The organism is uncultured Methylophaga sp. (genome assembly GCF_947259025.1).
GTDB lineage: Bacteria > Pseudomonadota > Gammaproteobacteria > Nitrosococcales > Methylophagaceae > Methylophaga.
Genome location: NZ_CAMYKO010000002.1, coordinates 157,467 through 177,506, shown reverse-complemented (window position 1 = coordinate 177,506; position 20,040 = coordinate 157,467). Strand labels below are relative to the sequence as shown.

Genomic DNA, 20,040 nt, shown 5'->3' with positions numbered 1-20,040 from the left:
CTCTGACGCTTGACGGATTCAGGAGAGTATTATGGCTTTTGGTGAGAAAGTCGGGAGAACGGCCAGCTACTGTTGATAACCGAGTGAGGTAATGGTGCCCATCGCACTCAAATGGATAGCTCTGCGAAGAAAGACGATAGCCTCTTCACCATGCAGCAATGACTGCTTTCACAGTGAATGAGGATAAAGGGGAAAAGTAGCCCCACAGTGTCGATGCGACGGGGGTTCTTGAACCATCGGGTCCAAGAGGGAAACCGCATGAAGCCGGCAAACTTCCCGTCGTAGCGGGCTTGTTTTTCGACTCCGAGATTTTGGTTTCCTAAGCATTTGCTTATCGGCTCAAGACACACAGTGTCGCTGTCGAGCACCGCAGGGACATAACTGAATGATACGCAATATTGCGCCGTGAAGCCCAGATTTTTTTAGAGTTCGAGTTGGCGATCCTCGTCCAGAAAAGCACTAACCCGCTCTTTGAGCTGAGAAATCTTGTTGTTGATTTTTTCCAGGTCATGGCCTTCATCATGCTGGAACTGAATCAGTTCGTGCGCAATATTCAGAGCCGCCATCACAGCAATGCGATCCACGCCCACGACTTTGCCGGATTGGCGGATCTTTTCCATGTTGTCATGCACCATCCCGGCAGAAGCAATCAGCGCTTCTTTTTCCTCTTCCGGACAGGCTATCTGGTATTCCTTGCCGAGGATGTTAACAGTAACCGGTGAACTCATATTTCGTTATCCAATTCTTTCAGACGGCTGACCATTTTTTCAATACGGTTGCGCGCCACATCGGTTTTTTCAATCAACTGGGCACGCTCACTCAGCCAGGCTGCCTGCTGAGATTTGAGCAACATATTTTCTTCCCGCAAACGGCGACTGGTACGAAGCAGTTCATCAACTTGCTGTTCCAATTGTTGAATCGCGTTTTTATCCATTAATATGAGTTCTTGGCTATGCGAGAATGATGCCTAACTATAGACGTGCCCTGCCGACCGGGTCAACAACTGTCATAATAGTGGCTCTCGTGGCCGCATCGCTGCATTTCGGTCGGCCCAGTTGAAATTTTTAATTCAGGTTCAAGTTTTATGTCACAACTTTACTTCCCCTCGCTGTCACCAGACAAGCAAACCGGTGACGGTCCGGCCACTCTGGCCGAATTACAAGGCGCATTATGCGGCCTGCTATGTATGGATTCCATGGCCGATCGCACAAACTGGTATAAAAAGCTGTTTGAAGACTTCCAGCCCGGAGAAGAAGAACAACTGGATCTGGTTCACCTGTTCGACAATACCATTCAGTCGCTGAACAGCCTTGATTTCGACTTTCAGATGGAATTACCGGCCGACGATGCGCCGCTCAGCTCCAAGCTTTCTGCCATGGCCGACTGGTGCCAGGGGCTGGTTTTCGGCCTGGGCACTTCGGGCATGACCAATGAAACCGATTTGTCTGATGATTGTCAGGAGTTTGTCACCGATGTGATCAAGATCAGCCAGGTCAGCTTTGAGGGCATTGAAGACAGCGAAGACGAACAAGCCAATTTTGAAGAACTGGTCGAGTATCTGCGTATGGGCCTGTTTTTGCTCTATGGTGAGATGCAGCCTGAAGACCCGACCCAGGAAAATACCGAACACTAACTGAAATATGCTGAAAAAAGAACTTGCCAAACGCCGCCAGCGCCTGATGGAGTTGATGGGCAACGACAGTGTCGCCGTGTTACCCAACGCACCGGTTGCCAACCGCAACCGCGATGTCGATTATCCTTATCGCAGTGACAGTCATTTTCACTACCTGACCGGTTTTGATGAACCGGAGTCGGTTATGGTGCTGATTCCGGGCCGGGAACATGGTGAATTTATCCTGTTCTGCCGGGAACGCGATCTGGATAAGGAAATCTGGGATGGTTACCGTGCCGGCCAGGATGGCGCTGTGACTCAGTATGGCGCTGATGACTCCTACCCGATTACCGATCTGGATGACATTCTGCCCGGCCTGCTGGAAGGCAAGCAGAAAGTGTTTTACACCATGGGCAATCAGCCCGGCTTTGATCAGCATATGGTTAACTGGCTCAACCACCTGCGCCAGGCATCCAGAGCCGGCAAGCACTCACCGCATGAGATCATCGACCTGGAACACAGCCTGAATGAGTTGCGGCTGTTCAAATCCAGCGCTGAAATCAAAGCCATGCGCTACGCTGCCGAGGCTTCAGCACAGGCGCATATCCGCGCCATGCAATTCACCAAGCCCGGCAAGTGGGAATACGAAGTCGAAGCCGAACTGATCCATGAGTTTATGAAAAACGGCTGTCGTTCTCCGGCCTACCCCTCCATTGTGGGTGGCGGTGAAAACGGCTGCATCCTGCACTACATTGAAAACAGCAGCAAACTCAAAAACAATGATCTGTTGCTGATTGATGCCGGCGCTGAATATCAGTGCTACGCCGCCGACATTACCCGCACCTTTCCGGTCAATGGCAAGTTCACCCAGGCCCAGCGTCAGTTATATCAAGTGGTACTGGACGCCCAGAAAGCGGCCATTGCCGCCGTCAGACCCGGTAATCACTGGAATCAGCCGCACGAAGCGGCCGTCGGGGTATTAACCCAGGGGCTCATTGATTTGGGCCTGCTTAAAGGCGAGCGCGATCAATTGATTGCTGACCAGGCCTACCGTGAGTTTTTTATGCATCGCACCGGCCACTGGCTGGGTATGGACGTGCACGATGTCGGTGACTACAAAATCGATGAGCAGTGGCGACTGCTGGAACCGGGCATGGTACTGACGGTGGAACCGGGTCTCTATATCCGCGACCCCGGGCATATTGATAAAAAATGGCACTTCACCGGGATTCGCATAGAAGACGATGTACTGGTCACCAAAGATGGCTGCGAAGTGCTATCCGAGGGCGCGCCCAAAGAAATTGATGACATCGAAGCATTAATGGCCGAATGCCGTCACTGATACATCGACAGAGAAAAAAGATGAACCTAGCGGACGCGCACCAAAAGCAGCAAAAAACACAGTTCGATCTGCTGATTGTGGGCGGCGGCATGGTGGGCGCCAGCCTCGCCATTGCGCTGAAAAACAGTGCGCTCAATATCGGCCTGATCGAAGCCCGTTCGCTGGCTAATAACAGCCAGCCCAGCTATGATGACCGCGGTATTGCCCTCAGCTATGGCTCTCAGACCATATTCCAAAGCATGGGCCTGTGGCCTGATATTGCGCCTTGTGCGACTGCCATCAAACATATTCATATCTCCGACCGCGGCCGTTTTGGCGTCACCCGCTTGTCGGCGGAAAAGCAGCAAGTCCCGGCTTTGGGACAGGTGCTGACTGCGCGCGATCTGGGACAGCATCTGAACCGGCATTTGCAGCAGATGACACAACTCAGCCTGTTCTGTCCGGCACAGGTGTCATCACTGTCAAAGCTTGATGACCGCATTGAAGTCAGTCTGGATAATGGCCAGAAGCTCAGTGCTAAACTGCTGGTCGCAGCCGATGGCCGGGATTCGACGATTCGCCGCCTGGTGGGCCTTGATGCCCGTGAGCAGCAATACCAGCAGATTGCCATCACCGCCAATATCAGCACCGATCAGGCTCACAATGGTCGGGCTTTCGAGCGTTTTACCGATAGCGGGCCAATGGCTTTGCTACCGATGTCGGACAACCGCAGCAGCCTGATCTGGACTGTCAGCGAAGGGCAGGAAAAGGCACTGCTCGATGCGCCTGATACGGTTTTTCTGGATCAACTTCAGCAACGCTTCGGTTACCGCGCCGGCCGTTTCATCCAGGTCGGCCAGCGCAGCAGTCATCCGCTCACCCTGATGCAGGCAGATATGCCTGTCCAGCCCCGTTGCGTTCTGATTGGCAATGCGGCCCACAGCCTGCATCCAATTGCAGGTCAGGGTTTCAATCTGGGGCTGCGTGATGTCGCGGTGTTAGCCGAGCTATTAACTGATGCAGGCGAAGACTGTGGTCACGCAGCAATACTGCACAACTATCAGCAATGGCGGCAGAAAGATCAGGATCAACTGGTTCGCGCCACCCACCACCTGGTGCAACTATTCAGTAACAATATCAGCCTGCTGGGACATCTTCGCGGGGCCGGACTGGCAGCGCTTGATACCTTGCCACCACTGAAAAACTGGTTGGCACAGCGCAGTATGGGATTGGCTCAGACTCAACCCAGACTGGGACGAGGTATCGGACTGTGAAACAGCATTATGATGTTGTGATTGTCGGTGGCGGCATGGTCGGGGCCAGCCTGGCCGTGGCTTTGGCACAGCAGGAAGCTTTGCAGATTGCAGTGGTGGAAGCCCGGCAGCCGGATCCCCTGCCCCCCCACTCTCCCTATGATCTCAGAGTCAGTGCGCTTACCCGCAGCAGTGAAGTCATGCTGGAAAAACTGGGCATATGGTCTCAGCTACCGGCCGAGCGACTCTCTGCTTTCACCGATATGCGGGTATGGGAGAACAGCGAGGATGAACTGCATTTCAATGCGGCCGATATGGGCGAACCCTGGCTGGGCCATTTGCTGGAAAACCGCCTGTTACAGCTAAGCTGCCTGCAACAATGCCGGCAAATGCCCAATATCACCCTGCTCACCCCGGCCACCCCGGTAAACTATGAACCCCGGCAGTTGACCCTGGATAACGGTGACAGCCTCAGCGCCCGTCTGATCGTGGCGGCTGACGGTGCCCAGTCACCGCTTCGGGAATGGGCCGGTATCAAGCTAAAAGGCTGGTCCTACCGACAGAAAGGGCTGGTCTGCACAGTCACCACCGATCACAGCCACCAGCACACGGCTTGGCAGCGTTTTTTGCCAGAGGGGCCACTGGCACTTCTTCCCCTGCATGACACCCACCAATGTTCTATCGTCTGGTCGCTGAATAGCGACAGTGCCGATCGACTGCTGTCACTGAGTGAGCAGGTCTTTATCGAGGAATTGAACCAGGCCTGTCAGCAAAAGCCGGGTAACATCACCGCCATCAGTGAACGCGCGGCCTTTCCTCTGCAACTCAAACACACTGACAGCTATATCCGCCCCGGACTGGCGCTGGTTGGTGACGCGGCACACATTATTCATCCGCTGGCCGGTCAGGGCGTCAATATCGGCCTGCTTGATGCCGCTGCGCTCACTGAGGTTGTTCATCATGCCCACCACCATGGCCGTGATATCGGCAGCCTGCATACGCTGCAGAAATATCAACGCCAGCGTCACGCCGATAATCTGCTAATGCAATTCAGTATGGATATGTTCAAAAGGGTGTTCAGCAGCCCATTGCCGCCGTTCAAGTGGCTACGCCGCAGTGGACTTCGCGGCGTCAATCGCAGTCGCTGGCTGAAAAATCTGTTTATGCATCAGGCTGCCAGCCGCAGCTTCGCCCGGCCACCGCTCAGTCAGCGTCAACATAACGAATAGCCTGAAATGAGGATACGGTCACAGCCACAGATTGACCGCTCCGCATTTGTCGCTAATACTGGCTGCATTATTTTGCCCGGAGATCGCTGATGTTTCGTTTTATCACCCGCCAGATTCTGACCGGTCTCATCACCATTTTGCCGGTGATGCTGACTTTATACCTCATCTACTGGTTTGTGGTGTCTACTGAAAAAGCGCTGGGCGGCGTCATCAAATTTATTCTGCCAGATGTGCTTTACTGGCCCGGCATGGGCTTTGTTGCCGCGCTACTGCTGGTGTTTGTTATCGGCATGCTGATGCAGCTTTATGTGGTTAAAGCATTATTCAATAAAATCGAGGATCTGCTTTATCACATGCCGTTGATCAAGTCGGTCTATGGTGCGATTCGCGATTTTTTCCAGTATTTTTCTCCCAGCCGCCAGACCGAGTTTCAGCAAGTGGTCGCCGTGGATATGGGCAATGATATGGAGCTTATCGGTTTCGTTACCCTGGACTCCTCTGCCTCGCTGCCGCTAGCCGAGGATGAACAACAGGAGAAGGTACTCGTTTATCTGCCGATGAGCTACAACATCGGTGGCTATCCGATCATGATGCCAACGAGCCGCTTGCGTCCCATTGACATGAGCATGGAACAGGCGATGCGCTTTGTGCTGACAGCGGGTGTGGCCAGTAATGGTGATAAGGACTAATGCTTATCTGCTTAAATTGGTAGGAACACCATGGTCGCTGCACGAACCACCACGGTTTTGATGATGCGACCGGTCTTCTGTGAAATGATCTGAGCCAGGTTATCCTGCGTCGCTATCATACGGCCGATAAGGCGTTGGTAACTGAGATTACGCTTTTCCCCGGCCAGGCTGTCGCTGAGTAACAATGGTCTGCCCTCAGCATCATAACTGTTTGCCAGGATCCAGGCAGCAATCTCGATATTACGGGCACTGTTATAGAGTTTTTGCTGATCAATGGCAGTCAGGTAAAAAAACTCGGTCTTGTTGCCATAAGAAGCCATCAGCATCTGCTGCAGGCCGACAATAAAAGCCAGCACCCGGTCGCCCTGATAATCCTGATCCAGAGCCAGCCGCACAATATCAGTAGGCTTATTGAGATGCTGGTAATTGGCATAACGGAAATTGGCCGGTCTGGAGAAAGTCAGTTCCACGCTGGCGCGTATGTCTCTTTCGTCACGGTCATAGCGCTGATCGGGATTGCGTTTGTAAAGCTTGATCATCAGCTTTTTTAAATCCCGCATTACTGCCTGCTGATGCAGTTCAATGACTTCATCAATATCACTTTTCGCCAGCCGATCGATGCCGCCGCCCTGGCTGTTACCGGCACAGGCAGTGAGCATCAGCACAGCGGCAAGCAGCAGACTAGACCATCTCATCCAGCAACTGTCCCTGTTGTGTTGTGGTTTGATTGGCTAAGTCGTTGATATAAAGATACTGCTGCACCGCTCGTGGTAAGAAGCCCGGCTGGGCATTGTCGCCATCAAAGCGGCGGTCACTGCTGATAAAATTTCTGACAAACCGGGCCTGCTGACCATCTTCACTTCGGGTAGCTGGGAGCACCACCGTGGTGTTGTCATTGCGCTCGCGATTGACCGGCGCCAGCGCCTGAGTATTGTCGAAAACCGCCGGCAGACGGCTGTTGTTCCGGTTGTCTGCCGGAACTAAAGGATAAAAATCAGCCGGTCGGTTATTGTTTATTTGCATGGGCGTTCATTGTGGCCGGCGACCGTTTCTGCCCGCTGCGGTTACGCCGCGGACGACTGCGTTTGCCGCCATCATTCCGGTTACGGTTATGCGCCGGTTTCTTCTGCCGCTTCACAGGTGGCTGGGGTTCGACCAGGGTCTCATCAGTGGTAGAAGCAACAGGCAGTTTATGCTTGATGAACGCTTCTATATCCGGCAGAGAAAACACAAACTCCTCGCAGGCAAAACTGATGGCCACACCGCTGGCACCGGCACGGGCCGTTCTTCCTGTACGGTGTACATAATCTTCGACATCCTGAGGCAGGTCAAAGTTGAACACATGACTCACAGCAGGGATATGTAAGCCCCGCGCCGCCACGTCGGTGGCCACCAGAAACGGAAAATCACCATCCTGGAAATGCTGCAGCAAACGTTCGCGTTTTTTCTGTGGCACATCGCCTGACAGTAATGCCGCTTTGTGCTCATTGCCTTCCAGATAGCCCCAGACCTGGTCTGCAGCCTGCTTGGTATTAACGAAAATAATGCTGCGCTCCGGCTGCAGGCGCTTGATCAGCGCCAGCAGCAGCGGAATCTTTTCTTCGTTGGCCGGGTAATACACCGACTCCTCGATGCGATCGCCCATCATTTTTTCCGGCGCGATCTGCACTTTCTGCGGATTATTCATGTGCTCATAGGCGAGTTCACTGACCTTGTAACTCAGCGTTGCCGAGAACAGCATGCCCAGGCGTTGTTCCGGTTTGGGAATGCGGCGCAGGAAGTACCGCACATCTTTGATAAAGCCCAGATCAAACATGCGATCGGCCTCGTCCAGCACCATGGCGTCAACATATTTGAGGCTGAACACGCGCTGTTTATGGTAATCCAGCAGGCGGCCCGGGGTGCCCACCAGCACATCGCAGCCTTCACTGATGGCATCACGTTGTTTCTGATAATCCTTACCGCCGTGGGCAATGGTAATGCGCAGGCCGGCTTCGGTGTTGAGCAGTTTGGCATCCTTCATGATCTGGATCGCCAGTTCCCGCGTCGGGGCCAGAATCAGCGCGCGCGGTTGTTTGCCGTCCCAGTTGTCTGGAGCGGGCTTTTCCAGCAAACGTTGAAATGTCGCCAACAGGAAGGCAATGGTTTTACCGGTGCCGGTCTGGGCCTGGCCGGCGACGTCTTCGCCTCTTAGCAGTGGCGGCAGCGCCTGCGCCTGAATCGGGGTACAGAATTCAAAGCCCGCCTGTGCCAGGCCTGCCTGCAGCGCGGGATTCAAGGGCAGGGTTTTAAAGGCCTGGTCAGTTAGATGTGCACTCATAGAAATATTTGCATTAGGTTCGATGATAGGAAAAAATGTTAGGCTCTATCGCATGGGAGTATATACCCAAGTAGCTTGCAGATGTCAGGTCAAAGCCTGAACTTTAGTTGCAAGGGTAAGCTCCAACGATACTTTATATACCACTGGAGATAAAACATGAGCGAAAACGTCACCAACGTGACCGATGGCGACTTTGATAGCCAAGTATTGCAATCCGACGTTCCCGTCCTGGTTGATTACTGGGCGGAATGGTGTGGTCCCTGCAAAATGATCGCGCCTGTTCTGGAAGAAATCGGCAGTGAATATGCCGGCAAACTGAAAATCGCCAAGCTGAACATCGACGAGAACCAGGACACACCGCCTCGTTATGGCATCCGTGGTATCCCGACTTTGATGCTCTTTAAAGACGGCGAAGTTGAAGCAACTAAAGTCGGTGCGCTGACCAAGTCACAATTGTCAGCGTTCCTGGACAGCAACCTGTAAGCAGTTTGCCTGCCCCCACACCTGCGGGTGTGGGGCCGTCCTGCAACAAGCCGTCCCCTCGCGCGCAACCCCCGCTTGTCTGCGCTTTTGACTTCTCACCGCCTGTCTGTCATTTAACAGGCAAACTGGCAGTCTAATTCAACAGCAAATCTAAGAATGGATGTATCCGAGATACTCAACGATCTGAACAAGCCCCAGCGCGAAGCCGTGGCCGCGCCGCTGGGTCATGCCCGAATTCTGGCCGGTGCCGGCAGTGGCAAAACCCGGGTGCTGGTGCACCGGATTGCCTGGCTGATTCAGGCAGAAGGCTTTTCACCGGCCAATATCCTGGCGGTGACCTTCACCAATAAAGCGGCGGCCGAAATGCGTGGCCGTATCGAGGAGATGCTGGGCTATCCGCCCGGCGGCATGTGGGTGGGCACCTTCCATGGCCTGGCACATCGTCTTTTGCGTGCGCACTGGAAAGATGCCGAACTGCCGCAAAGCTTTCAAATCCTCGACAGCGATGATCAGTTGCGCATGCTCAAACGCATCATCCGCGGCATGGAACTGGACGAGGCACAATGGCCACCCAAGCAGGCACAGTGGTATATCAACGGCCAGAAAGACGAAGGCCTGCGCGCCAAGGATATTCAGGCAGGCAATGATCCCTACTCGCAGAAAATGCTGGCCATTTACCAGGCCTACGAACAGGCCTGTCAGCGCGCCGGGGTCATCGACTTTGCCGAAATCCTGCTGCGTTCGCATGAGCTCTGGCTTAAACGTCCCGATATTCTGGCCCAGTACCAGCAACGCTTCCGGCAGATCCTGGTGGATGAGTTTCAGGATACCAACACCCTGCAATATGCCTGGCTACGTCTGTTAACCGGTCACAGCGGCCACCTGTTTATTGTCGGCGATGATGATCAGTCTATTTACGGCTGGCGCGGTGCCCGTATCGAAAATATTCAACAGTTCGATCAGGATTACCAGGGTAGTGCCACCGTCCGGCTTGAGCAGAATTACCGCTCAACCGGCAACATACTCAAAGCAGCCAACAGTGTTATTGCCAATAACAGCGAACGACTGGGCAAAGAGCTGTGGACTGAAGACGATGATGGCGATCCGATACAGGTCTACAACGCATTCAATGAACGCGATGAAGCCTCCTACCTGGTCGAACAAATACGTAAATGGGTCGATGAGAATGGCCAACGTCAGGACTGTGCCGTACTCTACCGCTCCAATGCCCAGTCACGGGTGATAGAGGAAGCCCTGCTGCAAGCCAGCATGCCCTACCGCGTTTATGGTGGCCTGCGCTTCTTCGAACGTGCCGAAATCAAAGATGTGCTGTCCTACCAGCGTTTGATTGCAAACCGCCGTGATGATGCCGCTTTTGAACGGATTGTGAATACCCCGACCCGCGGAATCGGCGCGGCCACCCTGACCCAGCTGCGTCAGTATGCCCGCGAGCGCAACCTGTCGATGTGGCACAGCGCGCTGGAAATGCTCGATGCCAAAGCCTTCTCCGCCCGCGCCGGTAATGCGCTGGCTGCCTTTATTACGCTGATCGATTCATTGACGCCAGAAGACAGTGATATGCCTTTGCATGAACTGACGCAGCTGGTGATTGACGAGAGCGGTCTGCGCGCGCACTTTGCCAAGGACAAGTCGGAAAAAGGCCAAGGCAGGATCGAAAACCTGGATGAACTGATCACCGCTACCCGCCAGTTTGTCAGACCGCAGGATGATGAAACCGAAGACATGTCCGATCTGGATGCCTTTCTCTCTCATGCGGCCCTGGAAGCCGGTGAAAACCAGGGCGATCAGTGGGAAGACTGTGTGCAGCTGATGACCTTGCATTCGGCCAAGGGGCTGGAATTTCCCGTGGTGTTTATGGTGGGCATGGAAGAAGGCCTGTTTCCCGGTCAGCGCTCCAGCGATGACCCGCTTCGTCTGGCCGAGGAGCGTCGGCTTTGCTATGTGGGCATGACCCGTGCCCGCCAGACACTCTACTTGCTTTATACTGAGCAGCGCTTCCTTTATGGTCAGGAAATGATACAAAGGCCGTCACGCTTTTTAAGCGAACTGCCGCCGGAATGCGTGGAGCAGGTCCGTGCCCGCAATAATCAGATTGCTCCCTCGCTGGGCAGCCTGCGCGGTCAGGGTCAAATCGAGCTCAATGAGAGCGGCCTCAAAACCGGTCAGCAGGTGCTGCATAAAAAATTCGGGCCCGGCACGGTGATCGATACCGAGGGCGCCGGTAAAAATGCCCGGGTTCAGGTCAACTTCAAACATGCCGGCAGCAAATGGCTGGTCATGGCTTATGCTAACTTAGAAGTCTTATAACGAAGGAACAACCATGTTGAAGTCTGCAAATCTGCGATTCTGGCTTGCCGGCCTGCTGCTCATCACGCTGACCGCCTGTGGCCCTGAGAATGAGGCCGGCCCGGGTGCCACGGCAGGCAGCGGCAAAACCTATAACTGGAAGATGGTCACTACCTGGCCGCCCGGTTTCCCGGTGTTACAGGAAGGCGCTGAGCGCTTTGCTGAAAATGTCAGAGCCATGTCCAATGGCCGGATTGATATTAAGGTCTATGCCGGTGGTGAGCTGATTCCGGCCCTGCAGACTTTTGATGCCGTGTCTCAGGGCACAGTGGAAATGGGCCATGGCAGTGCCTACTACTGGGCCGGCAAAGTGCCGGAAGCGCAGTTTTTCTCTACCGTGCCTTTCGGTATGACGCCGCGCGGCATGAATGCCTGGCTCTATCATGGTGGTGGTCTGGAGTTATGGCGTGAAGTCTATGAACCCTTCCACGTGGTGCCCTTCCCGCTGGGTAATACCGGTGTGCAGATGGGCGGCTGGTTCAACAAGGAAATTAATTCGGTAGAAGACCTGGATGGCCTTAAAATGCGTATTCCAGGCTTGGGCGGTAAAGTCTTTGCTAAAGCTGGTGGCACACCTGTGCTGTTAGCCGGTAGTGAAGTCTACACCTCGCTGGATCGCAATAATATTGATGCCACGGAATGGATTGGCCCGTTCCATGATCAACGACTGGGCCTGTACCGCGCAGCCAAACACTACTACTATCCCGGCTGGCACGAGCCCGGCACCGTTCTGGAGTTGACTGTCAACAAACGCGCCTGGGACAGTCTCCCGGCCGACTTGCAGGCCATCATCACTCATGCCGCGGAATCAGAAAACATGCTGATGCTGTCGGAAATGGAACAGAAAAACCTGATGGCGCTCAAAGATCTGCAGGCACGTGATGATATTGAAATCCAGCGTTTCCCTGATGATGTGCTGGCAAGGCTGCAGGCGATGACCGAAGAAACGCTGGATGAAGAGGCCGCTGCCGATCCCGAATTCAAACGCATCTACGAAGCTTATCAGGCATTTCGCGCCAAGGATGACGAGTGGACGGCAGTCTCAGAACGCTCCTATCTCAGTATTGAGCGGGACTGATGCTGTTTCTGATCTTCACCGCTGAAGGCCTGGCCGAGGCCGAGCCGGAAGTGTTGGCACATCAAGCCGGCCTGTGGCTGAACCCGGCGTTGAAATCCGAGTCTGACTTAACGGTGTTTGAAAAAGCCGGCATCGACATTTATTCCCTGCCCTACCAGGTCGATGCCAGTGATGAGAAAGCGGTGATGGCCGCACTCACTTTTGTTGAACAACACAGCCAGGACAAGGCGATATTCGTCGAGTATTTGTGATGAGATTATTTCTTTCTTTACTGATGTTGCTGAGCCTGCCCGTTGCTGCTGAGAGCGAATGGGACCAGGTTGAGACTGCCTTGCAGGAAAAAACCGAGATTATCGTGAACCGTAGTCCCGACTGCAGCTGCTGTCACAAGTGGATCAAGCACCTAGAAAAACACGGTTTTACGGTGATTGACCAGGTCACTCATAATCTGGCTGCAGTGCCGGCGCGTCAGGATGTTCCCAATGTAATGCGCTCCTGCCATACCGCCGAAGTCGGCGGTTACCTGATTGAAGGTCATGTGCCTGCTGGCGATATCAAGCAGTTGCTGCAGCAAAAACCCGATATTGTCGGCTTGTCAGTACCGCGGATGCCGGTGGGCACGCCGGGTATGGAAATGGGCCCCAAAAAAGACGACTTCAACGTTATCAGCTTTGATAAGGATCAGCAGTTCCGGGTCTTCAACCGTTATCAGGTGGGTCCGGATCAGCAATATCACACCGTTTCCAACGGGGAATAAATACCGGTGGAAATGCTTGTGGTGCTGGGACGCCTGCTGTTCTCGGCGTTCTCCAACGTTTTTCAGAAACAACTGACCCATCGTGGCCTGCACCCGTTTTTTATCGTGTTTGCATCCTATGTGGTGCTGGCTGTTATCTGCCTGCCTTTGCTCTGGACTTTCAATCCGTCTCAGTTAAGCAGCCACTTCTGGATTAATATCTTTTTCGCTGCCCTACTGGATATGGCCGGCACCCTGTCCCTGGTGATGTCTTTATCGAAAACCGATCTGTCGGTATTCGGTCCGCTCAATGCCTACAAAGTGGTGATTTCAATGCTGCTGGCGCTTGTGTTTCTGGGTGAGATCCCCAGTCTGCAGGGTTTTATTGGCGTCTTTGTGATCGTTGCCGGCAGTTACTTTCTGTTTCCACCCAAAGCCAGTCAGGGCCGCATCTGGCACTTGTTTTTACAGCGTGGTGTGCAGTTTCGTTTCCTGTCGATCCTGCTATTTTCCGTCGGTACCCTGCCATTGAAAAATGCCGTGGTTGATGGCGGCGCGCTGCCCACTACCGTGTTCTGGTGTCTGCTGGGCCTGCCGCTGGCCGGGCTCGCGCAATTGCTGTTTGTGCATGACAACTTCAAAGCCGATATGGCGCTGGCCAAAAACCAGATCTACCCGATTGTCTACCTGGGCTGTCTGATCTTTTTGATGCAGTTTATGACCATGTTGGTATTTTCTCAGCTGCTGGTCGCGTATTCTCTGGCGCTGTTTCAACTGAGCATGGTGCTGCAGGTTTTTCTCGGTTACCGGATTTTTAATGAAAAACATATCCTCAGGCGGCTCGCTGCCTGCCTGGTCATGGTGGCAGGCAGTCTGCTGGTACTCAACGCCTGAGGCGCAGGCCTGTTATCATTTGCCTATCAAACCTCGGAGGGTGCAATGAAATTTCTTCCCGTCTTTTTTGCCAGCTTTATTTTTACTGCCACCGCGCAGGCTGAGCCCACGCTCAGTCCGGCCTGGAAAACCAGTGCCGATCTGAAAAACCCTGAGTCGGTGATTTACCATCCCGGCAGTGACGCGCTGTTTGTCTCCAACGTCAACGGCAGTCCGGATGCGGCTGATGGCAATGGTTTTATCAGCCGCCTGTCGGATGAAGGCGAGATTCAAACGCTGCACTGGCTGGATGGCCTCAATGCACCCAAAGGCCTGGCGATAAAAGACGATACACTGTTTGTCGCAGATCTGAATGAACTGGTTGAGATTAATATCAAGCAAAAATCCGTGGTCAAGCGTTACCCCGCTGACGGTGCCAAATTTCTCAACGATGTCAGCCTGGACCGCCAGGGCGGCGTCTATGTCAGCGATATGATGACCAACCGCATTTACCGTCTCATTGACGGTGAATTCAAGCTCTGGATGGATGATCCGAATCTGGAAGCGCCCAATGGTCTGTTGGTAGAGAACAATAAACTGATCGTGGGCAGTTGGGGCAATATGGTTGATGGCTTTGCCACCGATGTGCCCGGCCACCTCAAAGTTATCGACCTGGAAACCCGTGCTATTGAGAGTCTGGGGGACGGCTCACCCGTTGGTAATCTCGATGGCGTGGAAGCTGACGGCAAGGGTAATTATCTGGTGACTGACTGGATGAAGGGACGTTTGCTGTTAATCACCAAGACCGGCAGCAGCCAGACCTTGATCGAGTTTGAACAGGGCAGCGCCGATCACACGGTGATGCCGGAGAAAAATCTGGTGATCGTACCGATGATGATGGAAAACCAGGTCTCAGCCTTCCGGATCTCCTATCAATGACCTTTGACGACTTAATGCTGGATCAGCCCCTGCTTGAGAGGCTGGCTGAACAAAACCTGTTAACCCCGACCGCGGTGCAGCAGGAAACCATTCCTTTGCTGATGGCCGGTGAAGATGTACTCGCCTGCGCCGCCACCGGCAGTGGTAAAACGCTGGCTTTTGTGCTGCCGCTGTTGCAGAAACTGATGGATGAGCCCAGCGCGGGCAAGCAAGCCAGTGCACTGCTACTGGCGCCAACCCGTGAAATCGCCTTCCAGACCCAGCATGTGATTCACAGCTTCGACTCGCTCATCAAGCTCCGTGTGGCGATGATCACCGGTGGTCAGTCCCCGGCGGCACAGGTGCAGTATCTGGACGATGGCTGCGATATTATCATTGCCACCCCGGGCCGGATGCTGCAGTTACTGGAGCAGAATCAGGCTGATTTATCGGCTGTAGAATATGTCGTTATTGATGAAGCCGACCGCATGCTGGATATGGGCCAGGGTCCGGATGTTGCTAATGTGCTGTCACATATCACCACCGCATTTCAGACCTCGCTGTTTTCAGCGACGCTGGCTGGTGCCGGGGTGGAACTGTTTGCCAATGCCCTGCTGCCCGATGCCCAGCGCGTTGAGGTCAATGCCGCCAATCAGTACGCCGAACAAGTCAGTCAGACCGTGTATCTCGCCGATAACCGCGAACACAAACAGGCACTGATGAAAGCCGTGATTACGCTGCCCGAATGCCAGAGCGCACTGGTGTTCTGCAATAAGAAAGAACGGGCCGAGGAAGTCGCAGACTACCTGCAGTCGCAGAACCTGTCAGCCCAGGTGATTCACGGCGATTATTCCCAAGCCGACCGCCGTGAGCGTACCCGTAAATTCCGCCAGGGCAGAATCAAGGTACTGGTGGCGACCGATGTCGCTGCCCGCGGCCTGGATCTGCCGCAGGTCAGCCATGTGATTAACTATGATGTACCGTTTCGCGGCGATATCTATATTCACCGCGTAGGACGCACCGGTCGCGCCGGTCAGCCGGGTAATGCCATCAACCTGGTTGAGCCCAATGATCAAAGCAACCTCAAGCGTATTGAGCACCATATCGGCCAAAGCCTGCCGGTGCGTAAGATGAAAGGCCTGGCACCCAAAGCCAAGAGCAATAAAAAGAAAAGCAAAAACAAAGACAAGCCGCGCTATATCGCCAAAAAAGATCGTGCCTGAAGCTTATCGCCCCCATCGCAAACTGCTGCAACTGCGCTGGCTACTGATAATCAGCAGCGTCCTGCTGCTGGCCGGGCTGTTTCTGCCGATGCTGACCATCAGCCAGTTTGTGGTGATCCGTAATGAGTTTTCCGTCATTTCCGGTATCAGCGAGTTATGGAAAGCCGGTCAGTATGTGTTGTTTGTGGTGATTGGCTGCTTCAGCGTTGTGGTGCCGATGGCCAAGGTTGCCTTGCTGTTCAAACTACTGCAAAGCGATAACAAACCGCACCCGATCAAAATGAAACTGCTCAGGCTGATGCATGATTATGGCCGCTGGGCCATGCTCGATGTCATGGTGGTCGCCATGCTGATTGTCACCGTCAAGATGGGCGCCATTGCCAGTATTCAGATCCATCCGGGTTTGTATGTGTTTGGTGCGGCGGTGTTGTTGATTATGTTGACGACGCAGTCAACGGTGAGGCTTTTGGAGAATCAACAATCTGATTCAAATGGTTCTGCTCAAAGCTGAGTTTCACCTTCAGTGAACCTCTATTTTTCATAGCGTTTTATTTCGCCTGAAAGGCGAGTTCATTTATTTTGTTTGCCCAAAATAAACGGAACCAAACAAAAAGGCACCCGATATTGCCTTATTTCCAAAAATTAAACCGGGTTGATGGCGTGGCCGAAAACTCGCTGCGCTCACACACTCGACCACTTCTCCCATCAACCCGGTTTAATTTTTGGCGGCACTATAACGGGAAAAGGGGCTCACAAACTCCCCTCTGTGCTGGCCTGCGGCGCCCGAAGGGTGAGTGGCAGGGATGCCACGAACCAAACACTGCCCGCCCTTCAGCGCAGCCGAGCATCGCAAATCAGTTTGGATCAAACACGACGAGTGTCTGAGCGTAGCGAGTTTTCGTCGTGTCCAAACTGATTGAGAAGCGCAGGGAACCCGTTAGGGCAAGCTGTGGGCTGCCCTTTTGTTTGGTTCGTTTATTTTGGGCATGCAAAATAAATGAACGCCCCGCGGCAGCGTCCAGAGTTTTGATGTAAATCAATTCTGAGAAATTGCCACACCCATCGGCGTGGCAATTAACTCATTAAAAGAAATTAGCCTGTATTCCTCATCCCAGAAGAAATCGCACTAATCGTCCGCAACAAGGGATCCAACCAACGCTGGCGCTCAGCCTCATCTACCGAAGTATCCCGATAACGCTGCAGCAACAGGATCTGAATATAGTTAATCGGATCCAGATAAGCCTCACGCCGACGCAAAGACATTTTCAGTGCCGGCAGGTCGGCCATCAGGCTGTCGGCTTCGACCACCAGCAACACCTGCTCCAGGGTTTTCCAGTACTCGGCCTGAATCAGTTCAAACACCTGCTGTCCCTGGAAGGCATCCTCGCACAGCGCGGCATAGCGGCGGGCGATATTCATATCGGCCTTGGAAAGAGACATCTGGGTGTTACTGAGCAGAGCACGGAAAAACGGCCACTGCCTGACCATTTGCCGCAAAATGGCGATCTTGTCTTCCTCTCCCTGATGCCAGGCTTCCAGCGCGGTGCCGATGCCATACCAGGCAGGCAAGGTATGCCGGGACTGCGCCCATGAGAAGACCCAGCCGATGGCCCTGACCGAAGACTTGGAGCGGTCACCGGGTTTGCGGTGGGAAGGCCGTGAGCCGATATTCATCATGCCGATTTCGGTGACCGGACAGACTTCGTAGAAATAGTCGAGGAAACCGGGGGTATCTTCGGTGAGTTTGCGATAACTGGCTTCGCCGGTCTGGGTCAGCTCATGTATGATATCCAGATAAGCTGGCTCCACTTCGCCAATTTCTGTAACCAGGCTGCGTGAGGCTTTGATCAGGCCGGAAACGCCCATGCCCAGCTCGTAGGCGGCGGTTTCGATATTGCCGTATTTAAAGGACAGCACCTCACCCTGCTCGGTGAACTTGATTTGTCCCTGCACGGTGCCCATGGGTTGCGACAGGATGGCATCGTGAGTGGGGCCGCCACCGCGACCGATGGTGCCGCCACGGCCATGGAACATACGGCATTCCAGCGCATGCTTCTTGGTCAGGCGGGTAATGGCTTTCTGGGCTTTGAACAGATTCCAGCCGGAAGCCAGGATGCCGCCATCTTTACAGGAGTCGGAATAGCCCAACATGACTTCCTGTAAATTCCCGGAAGCCGCCAGTAGCCGGCGATAATCGGCATTTTCCATCAGTGCCGACATCACCGGGTCGATATGGCTGAGATCTTCAATGGTTTCAAACAATGGCGCCACCCGCAGATGACAGTAGGTCTCACCATTGTCATCATAGCCACAGAGACCTGCAAAGCGTCCCAGAGTCAGCACCTCGAGAATATGACTGGCCTGGTGCGTCATCGAAATGACATAACTGCCGAAGGCGCGGGGGCTGACTTCTTTGTGCAGACGGCTCATCAAAGAGAAGACATTCAGCACTTCCTGATTGTCACTGTCGAGCGCCGGCATAGCAGGCACAGACTGTTGTGATAACAGACCGGTCAGTAACGCCTGCCGCGCTTTTTCATCCAGCTGCAGGTAATCGTCATGCACACCGCTGGCCTTTAATACTTCTGCCAGCGTCTCAGTGTGACGGGTCGATTCCTGGCGGATATCCAGGTGATAGAGATAAAAGCCGAAGGTTTCCACCAGCCGGATCAGATCATTGAGCTCACCACCGGCGATGTCGCTGTCGCCGTTTTCCACCAGCGAATCGAAAATCAGGTGCAGATCGGCCAGTAATTCATCTTCATTGGCATAAGCCACGCCCAGCGTAGTCGGCTCCAGATCGGGACGGAAATACTGCTGCAGCAGGTTAAGATTATCCTGCAGCCGGTGGCGCATCATATAGAGTTTGCGCCGGTATGGCTCATTGACAAAGCGATCATGCTTGGCCAGAAACGCGCCGGCGTAGCGCTGTTCGCTCTCTGCCATGTCTTCGGCCAGGGCCTCACTGATCTGACACAAGGGCTGCGAGTGAGTCAGGATATAGCTGAGCTTGGTAATGTCTTCCAGGTAACGGCGAATCACCGTGCGCTTTTGCAACTGGATTGCCATTTCAGTGGTTTCAGCGGTGACAAAAGGATTGCCATCGCGGTCACCGCCAATCCAGGAACCGAATTTGACCAGCCCCGGCACCTTGAAATCCTGACCAGCTTCAATTTCATCGCTGTAAACCCGGCGAATCGCATTTTCCAGATTGCGGTAGGTTCTGGGCACCGCGTCAAACAGGCTAACATTGAAATAAAAGAGACCGTTTTTGATTTCATCACGCACAGTCGGTTTGATGGCGCGGACCTCATCCGTGCTCCACAGCAGCTGTACCTGTTTCTTGATTTCCTTGCGGGTACGCTCTTCATCAAACGGGGTTAAAGGCTGATGGGTCAGCGTCTCATCCAGCAGAAAGATGCGACGCAGAATTTCCATCACCGTTCGACGCTTGGACTCAGTCGGATGCGCGGTGAAAACCGGCATATAGGTTAGGGAATCCAGCAAGGGCTGTAACTGGGCCAGCGTGACCCCGGCAGCCTTGAACTGGCGCAGGGTATCGAGATAAGACCCTTCCCACAAATCACCGCCATTACGCAGCTGCAACATGCGGTTGTGGTAATTGAAGGCTTCTTCTGCCGTATTGAGCAGGCTGAAATACAGATTAAAGGCGCGGATGACCGCATGCAGTGTCGTCTCATCGAGCGTATTCAAATAACTGAGGAGCTCGGTGCGCAATGTCGCATCATCACCCTTGCGTAGCTTGATAAAGCCCTGGCGCAAATGCTCGACAATGTCGAACACCTGGCGTCCGGCGCGTTCATCAATCACTTCACCCAGAATGTGCCCCAAAAAGCGGACATGCTGGCGTAAATCTTTGTCGTCAAGCAAAGCCAGTTTTTCAACTGTGCTCAGTACAGGCTGATAATCAGTCATAA

At 53.8% G+C, this 20,040-nt stretch carries 20 protein-coding genes and 1 other RNA gene; 14 read left to right on the top strand and 7 right to left on the bottom strand.

The annotated features are described in order from the left end of the window. Positions 1-195: 195 nt before the first annotated feature. The 3 genes from ssrS to Q0X64_RS02020 form a co-directional block, all read right to left on the bottom strand. Positions 196-379: non-coding RNA, 6S RNA (ssrS, locus tag Q0X64_RS02030), on the bottom strand. 43 nt (positions 380-422) lie between these two features. Next, positions 423-728, bottom strand: a complete 306-nt coding sequence (locus tag Q0X64_RS02025) for a cell division protein ZapA (RefSeq protein ID WP_297808360.1) — start codon at positions 726-728, stop codon at positions 423-425. Next, positions 725-934, bottom strand: a complete 210-nt coding sequence (locus tag Q0X64_RS02020; RefSeq protein ID WP_297808357.1) for a TIGR02449 family protein — start codon at positions 932-934, stop codon at positions 725-727. Before Q0X64_RS02020 ends, Q0X64_RS02025 begins: the two co-directional genes overlap by 4 nt. 150 nt (positions 935-1,084) lie before the next feature. Here Q0X64_RS02020 and Q0X64_RS02015 point away from each other — a divergent pair, with 150 nt between their 5' ends. The 5 genes from Q0X64_RS02015 to Q0X64_RS01995 all read left to right on the top strand — a co-directional run bounded on the left by Q0X64_RS02015 (position 1,085) and on the right by Q0X64_RS01995 (position 6,104). Next, a complete protein-coding gene (locus Q0X64_RS02015) occupies positions 1,085-1,633 on the top strand; it encodes a UPF0149 family protein (RefSeq protein ID WP_297808354.1) in 549 nt (182 codons plus the stop codon). Between the two features lie 7 nt (positions 1,634-1,640). Further along, on the top strand, positions 1,641-2,954 hold the full coding sequence (gene pepP / locus Q0X64_RS02010; protein WP_297808351.1) for a Xaa-Pro aminopeptidase: 1,314 nt from the start codon (positions 1,641-1,643) through the stop codon (positions 2,952-2,954). 20 nt (positions 2,955-2,974) lie between these two features. Then, positions 2,975-4,207, top strand: coding sequence for a 2-octaprenyl-6-methoxyphenyl hydroxylase (gene ubiH / locus Q0X64_RS02005; protein ID WP_297808348.1), 1,233 nt, complete (start codon positions 2,975-2,977; stop codon positions 4,205-4,207). Beyond that, positions 4,204-5,415, top strand: a complete 1,212-nt coding sequence (locus tag Q0X64_RS02000; RefSeq protein WP_297808346.1) for a UbiH/UbiF/VisC/COQ6 family ubiquinone biosynthesis hydroxylase — start codon at positions 4,204-4,206, stop codon at positions 5,413-5,415. Before ubiH ends, Q0X64_RS02000 begins: the two co-directional genes overlap by 4 nt. A gap of 89 nt (positions 5,416-5,504) precedes the next feature. Beyond that, positions 5,505-6,104, top strand: coding sequence for a DUF502 domain-containing protein (locus Q0X64_RS01995; RefSeq protein WP_297808343.1), 600 nt, complete (start codon positions 5,505-5,507; stop codon positions 6,102-6,104). Positions 6,105-6,115: 11 nt separating this feature from the next. On the opposite strand, the gene Q0X64_RS01990 is transcribed toward Q0X64_RS01995, so the two are convergent. From Q0X64_RS01990 to rhlB, 3 genes are read right to left on the bottom strand one after another with little or no spacing between them, the layout of a single operon-like run. Beyond that, positions 6,116-6,799, bottom strand: a complete 684-nt coding sequence (locus Q0X64_RS01990) for a hypothetical protein (protein WP_297808340.1) — start codon at positions 6,797-6,799, stop codon at positions 6,116-6,118. After that, complete coding sequence (locus tag Q0X64_RS01985; protein ID WP_297808338.1) at positions 6,786-7,127, bottom strand: hypothetical protein; 342 nt, start codon at positions 7,125-7,127, stop codon at positions 6,786-6,788. Before Q0X64_RS01985 ends, Q0X64_RS01990 begins: the two co-directional genes overlap by 14 nt. After that, positions 7,111-8,424: an ATP-dependent RNA helicase RhlB gene (gene rhlB, locus Q0X64_RS01980; RefSeq protein WP_297808336.1), complete on the bottom strand. Its 1,314-nt coding sequence runs from the start codon at positions 8,422-8,424 to the stop codon at positions 7,111-7,113. Before rhlB ends, Q0X64_RS01985 begins: the two co-directional genes overlap by 17 nt. A 156-nt stretch (positions 8,425-8,580) precedes the next feature. Between rhlB and trxA the strand changes: the two genes are divergently transcribed. From trxA to Q0X64_RS01935, 9 genes are all read left to right on the top strand, one after another. Then, entirely contained in the window at positions 8,581-8,907 is a 327-nt protein-coding gene (gene trxA, locus Q0X64_RS01975) for a thioredoxin TrxA (RefSeq protein WP_297808333.1), read from the top strand. Positions 8,908-9,063: 156 nt separating this feature from the next. Further along, entirely contained in the window at positions 9,064-11,235 is a 2,172-nt protein-coding gene (uvrD, locus tag Q0X64_RS01970) for a DNA helicase II (protein WP_297808331.1), read from the top strand. 13 nt (positions 11,236-11,248) lie between these two features. Then, positions 11,249-12,352 carry a TRAP transporter substrate-binding protein gene (locus tag Q0X64_RS01965; RefSeq protein ID WP_297808328.1) on the top strand — a complete coding sequence of 368 codons (1,104 nt, stop codon included), beginning with the start codon at positions 11,249-11,251 and terminating at the stop codon, positions 12,350-12,352. Beyond that, entirely contained in the window at positions 12,352-12,603 is a 252-nt protein-coding gene (locus Q0X64_RS01960) for a hypothetical protein (RefSeq protein ID WP_297808326.1), read from the top strand. The genes Q0X64_RS01965 and Q0X64_RS01960 overlap by 1 nt, the downstream gene beginning before the upstream one ends. Next, positions 12,603-13,109 (top strand): DUF411 domain-containing protein, encoded by a 507-nt coding sequence (locus Q0X64_RS01955; protein WP_297808323.1) that lies wholly within the window; start codon positions 12,603-12,605, stop codon positions 13,107-13,109. The genes Q0X64_RS01960 and Q0X64_RS01955 overlap by 1 nt, the downstream gene beginning before the upstream one ends. A 12-nt stretch (positions 13,110-13,121) precedes the next feature. After that, positions 13,122-13,982: a DMT family transporter gene (locus Q0X64_RS01950; RefSeq protein ID WP_297808808.1), complete on the top strand. Its 861-nt coding sequence runs from the start codon at positions 13,122-13,124 to the stop codon at positions 13,980-13,982. Between the two features lie 45 nt (positions 13,983-14,027). Continuing rightward, a complete protein-coding gene (locus tag Q0X64_RS01945) occupies positions 14,028-14,900 on the top strand; it encodes an SMP-30/gluconolactonase/LRE family protein (protein WP_297808320.1) in 873 nt (290 codons plus the stop codon). After that, entirely contained in the window at positions 14,897-16,102 is a 1,206-nt protein-coding gene (locus Q0X64_RS01940) for a DEAD/DEAH box helicase (RefSeq protein ID WP_297808317.1), read from the top strand. The genes Q0X64_RS01945 and Q0X64_RS01940 overlap by 4 nt, the downstream gene beginning before the upstream one ends. Beyond that, complete coding sequence (locus Q0X64_RS01935) at positions 16,095-16,613, top strand: paraquat-inducible protein A (protein WP_297808314.1); 519 nt, start codon at positions 16,095-16,097, stop codon at positions 16,611-16,613. The genes Q0X64_RS01940 and Q0X64_RS01935 overlap by 8 nt, the downstream gene beginning before the upstream one ends. 581 nt (positions 16,614-17,194) lie before the next feature. On the opposite strand, the gene ppc is transcribed toward Q0X64_RS01935, so the two are convergent. Then, positions 17,195-20,038: a phosphoenolpyruvate carboxylase gene (ppc, locus tag Q0X64_RS01930; RefSeq protein ID WP_297808311.1), complete on the bottom strand. Its 2,844-nt coding sequence runs from the start codon at positions 20,036-20,038 to the stop codon at positions 17,195-17,197. Positions 20,039-20,040 lie beyond the last annotated feature (2 nt).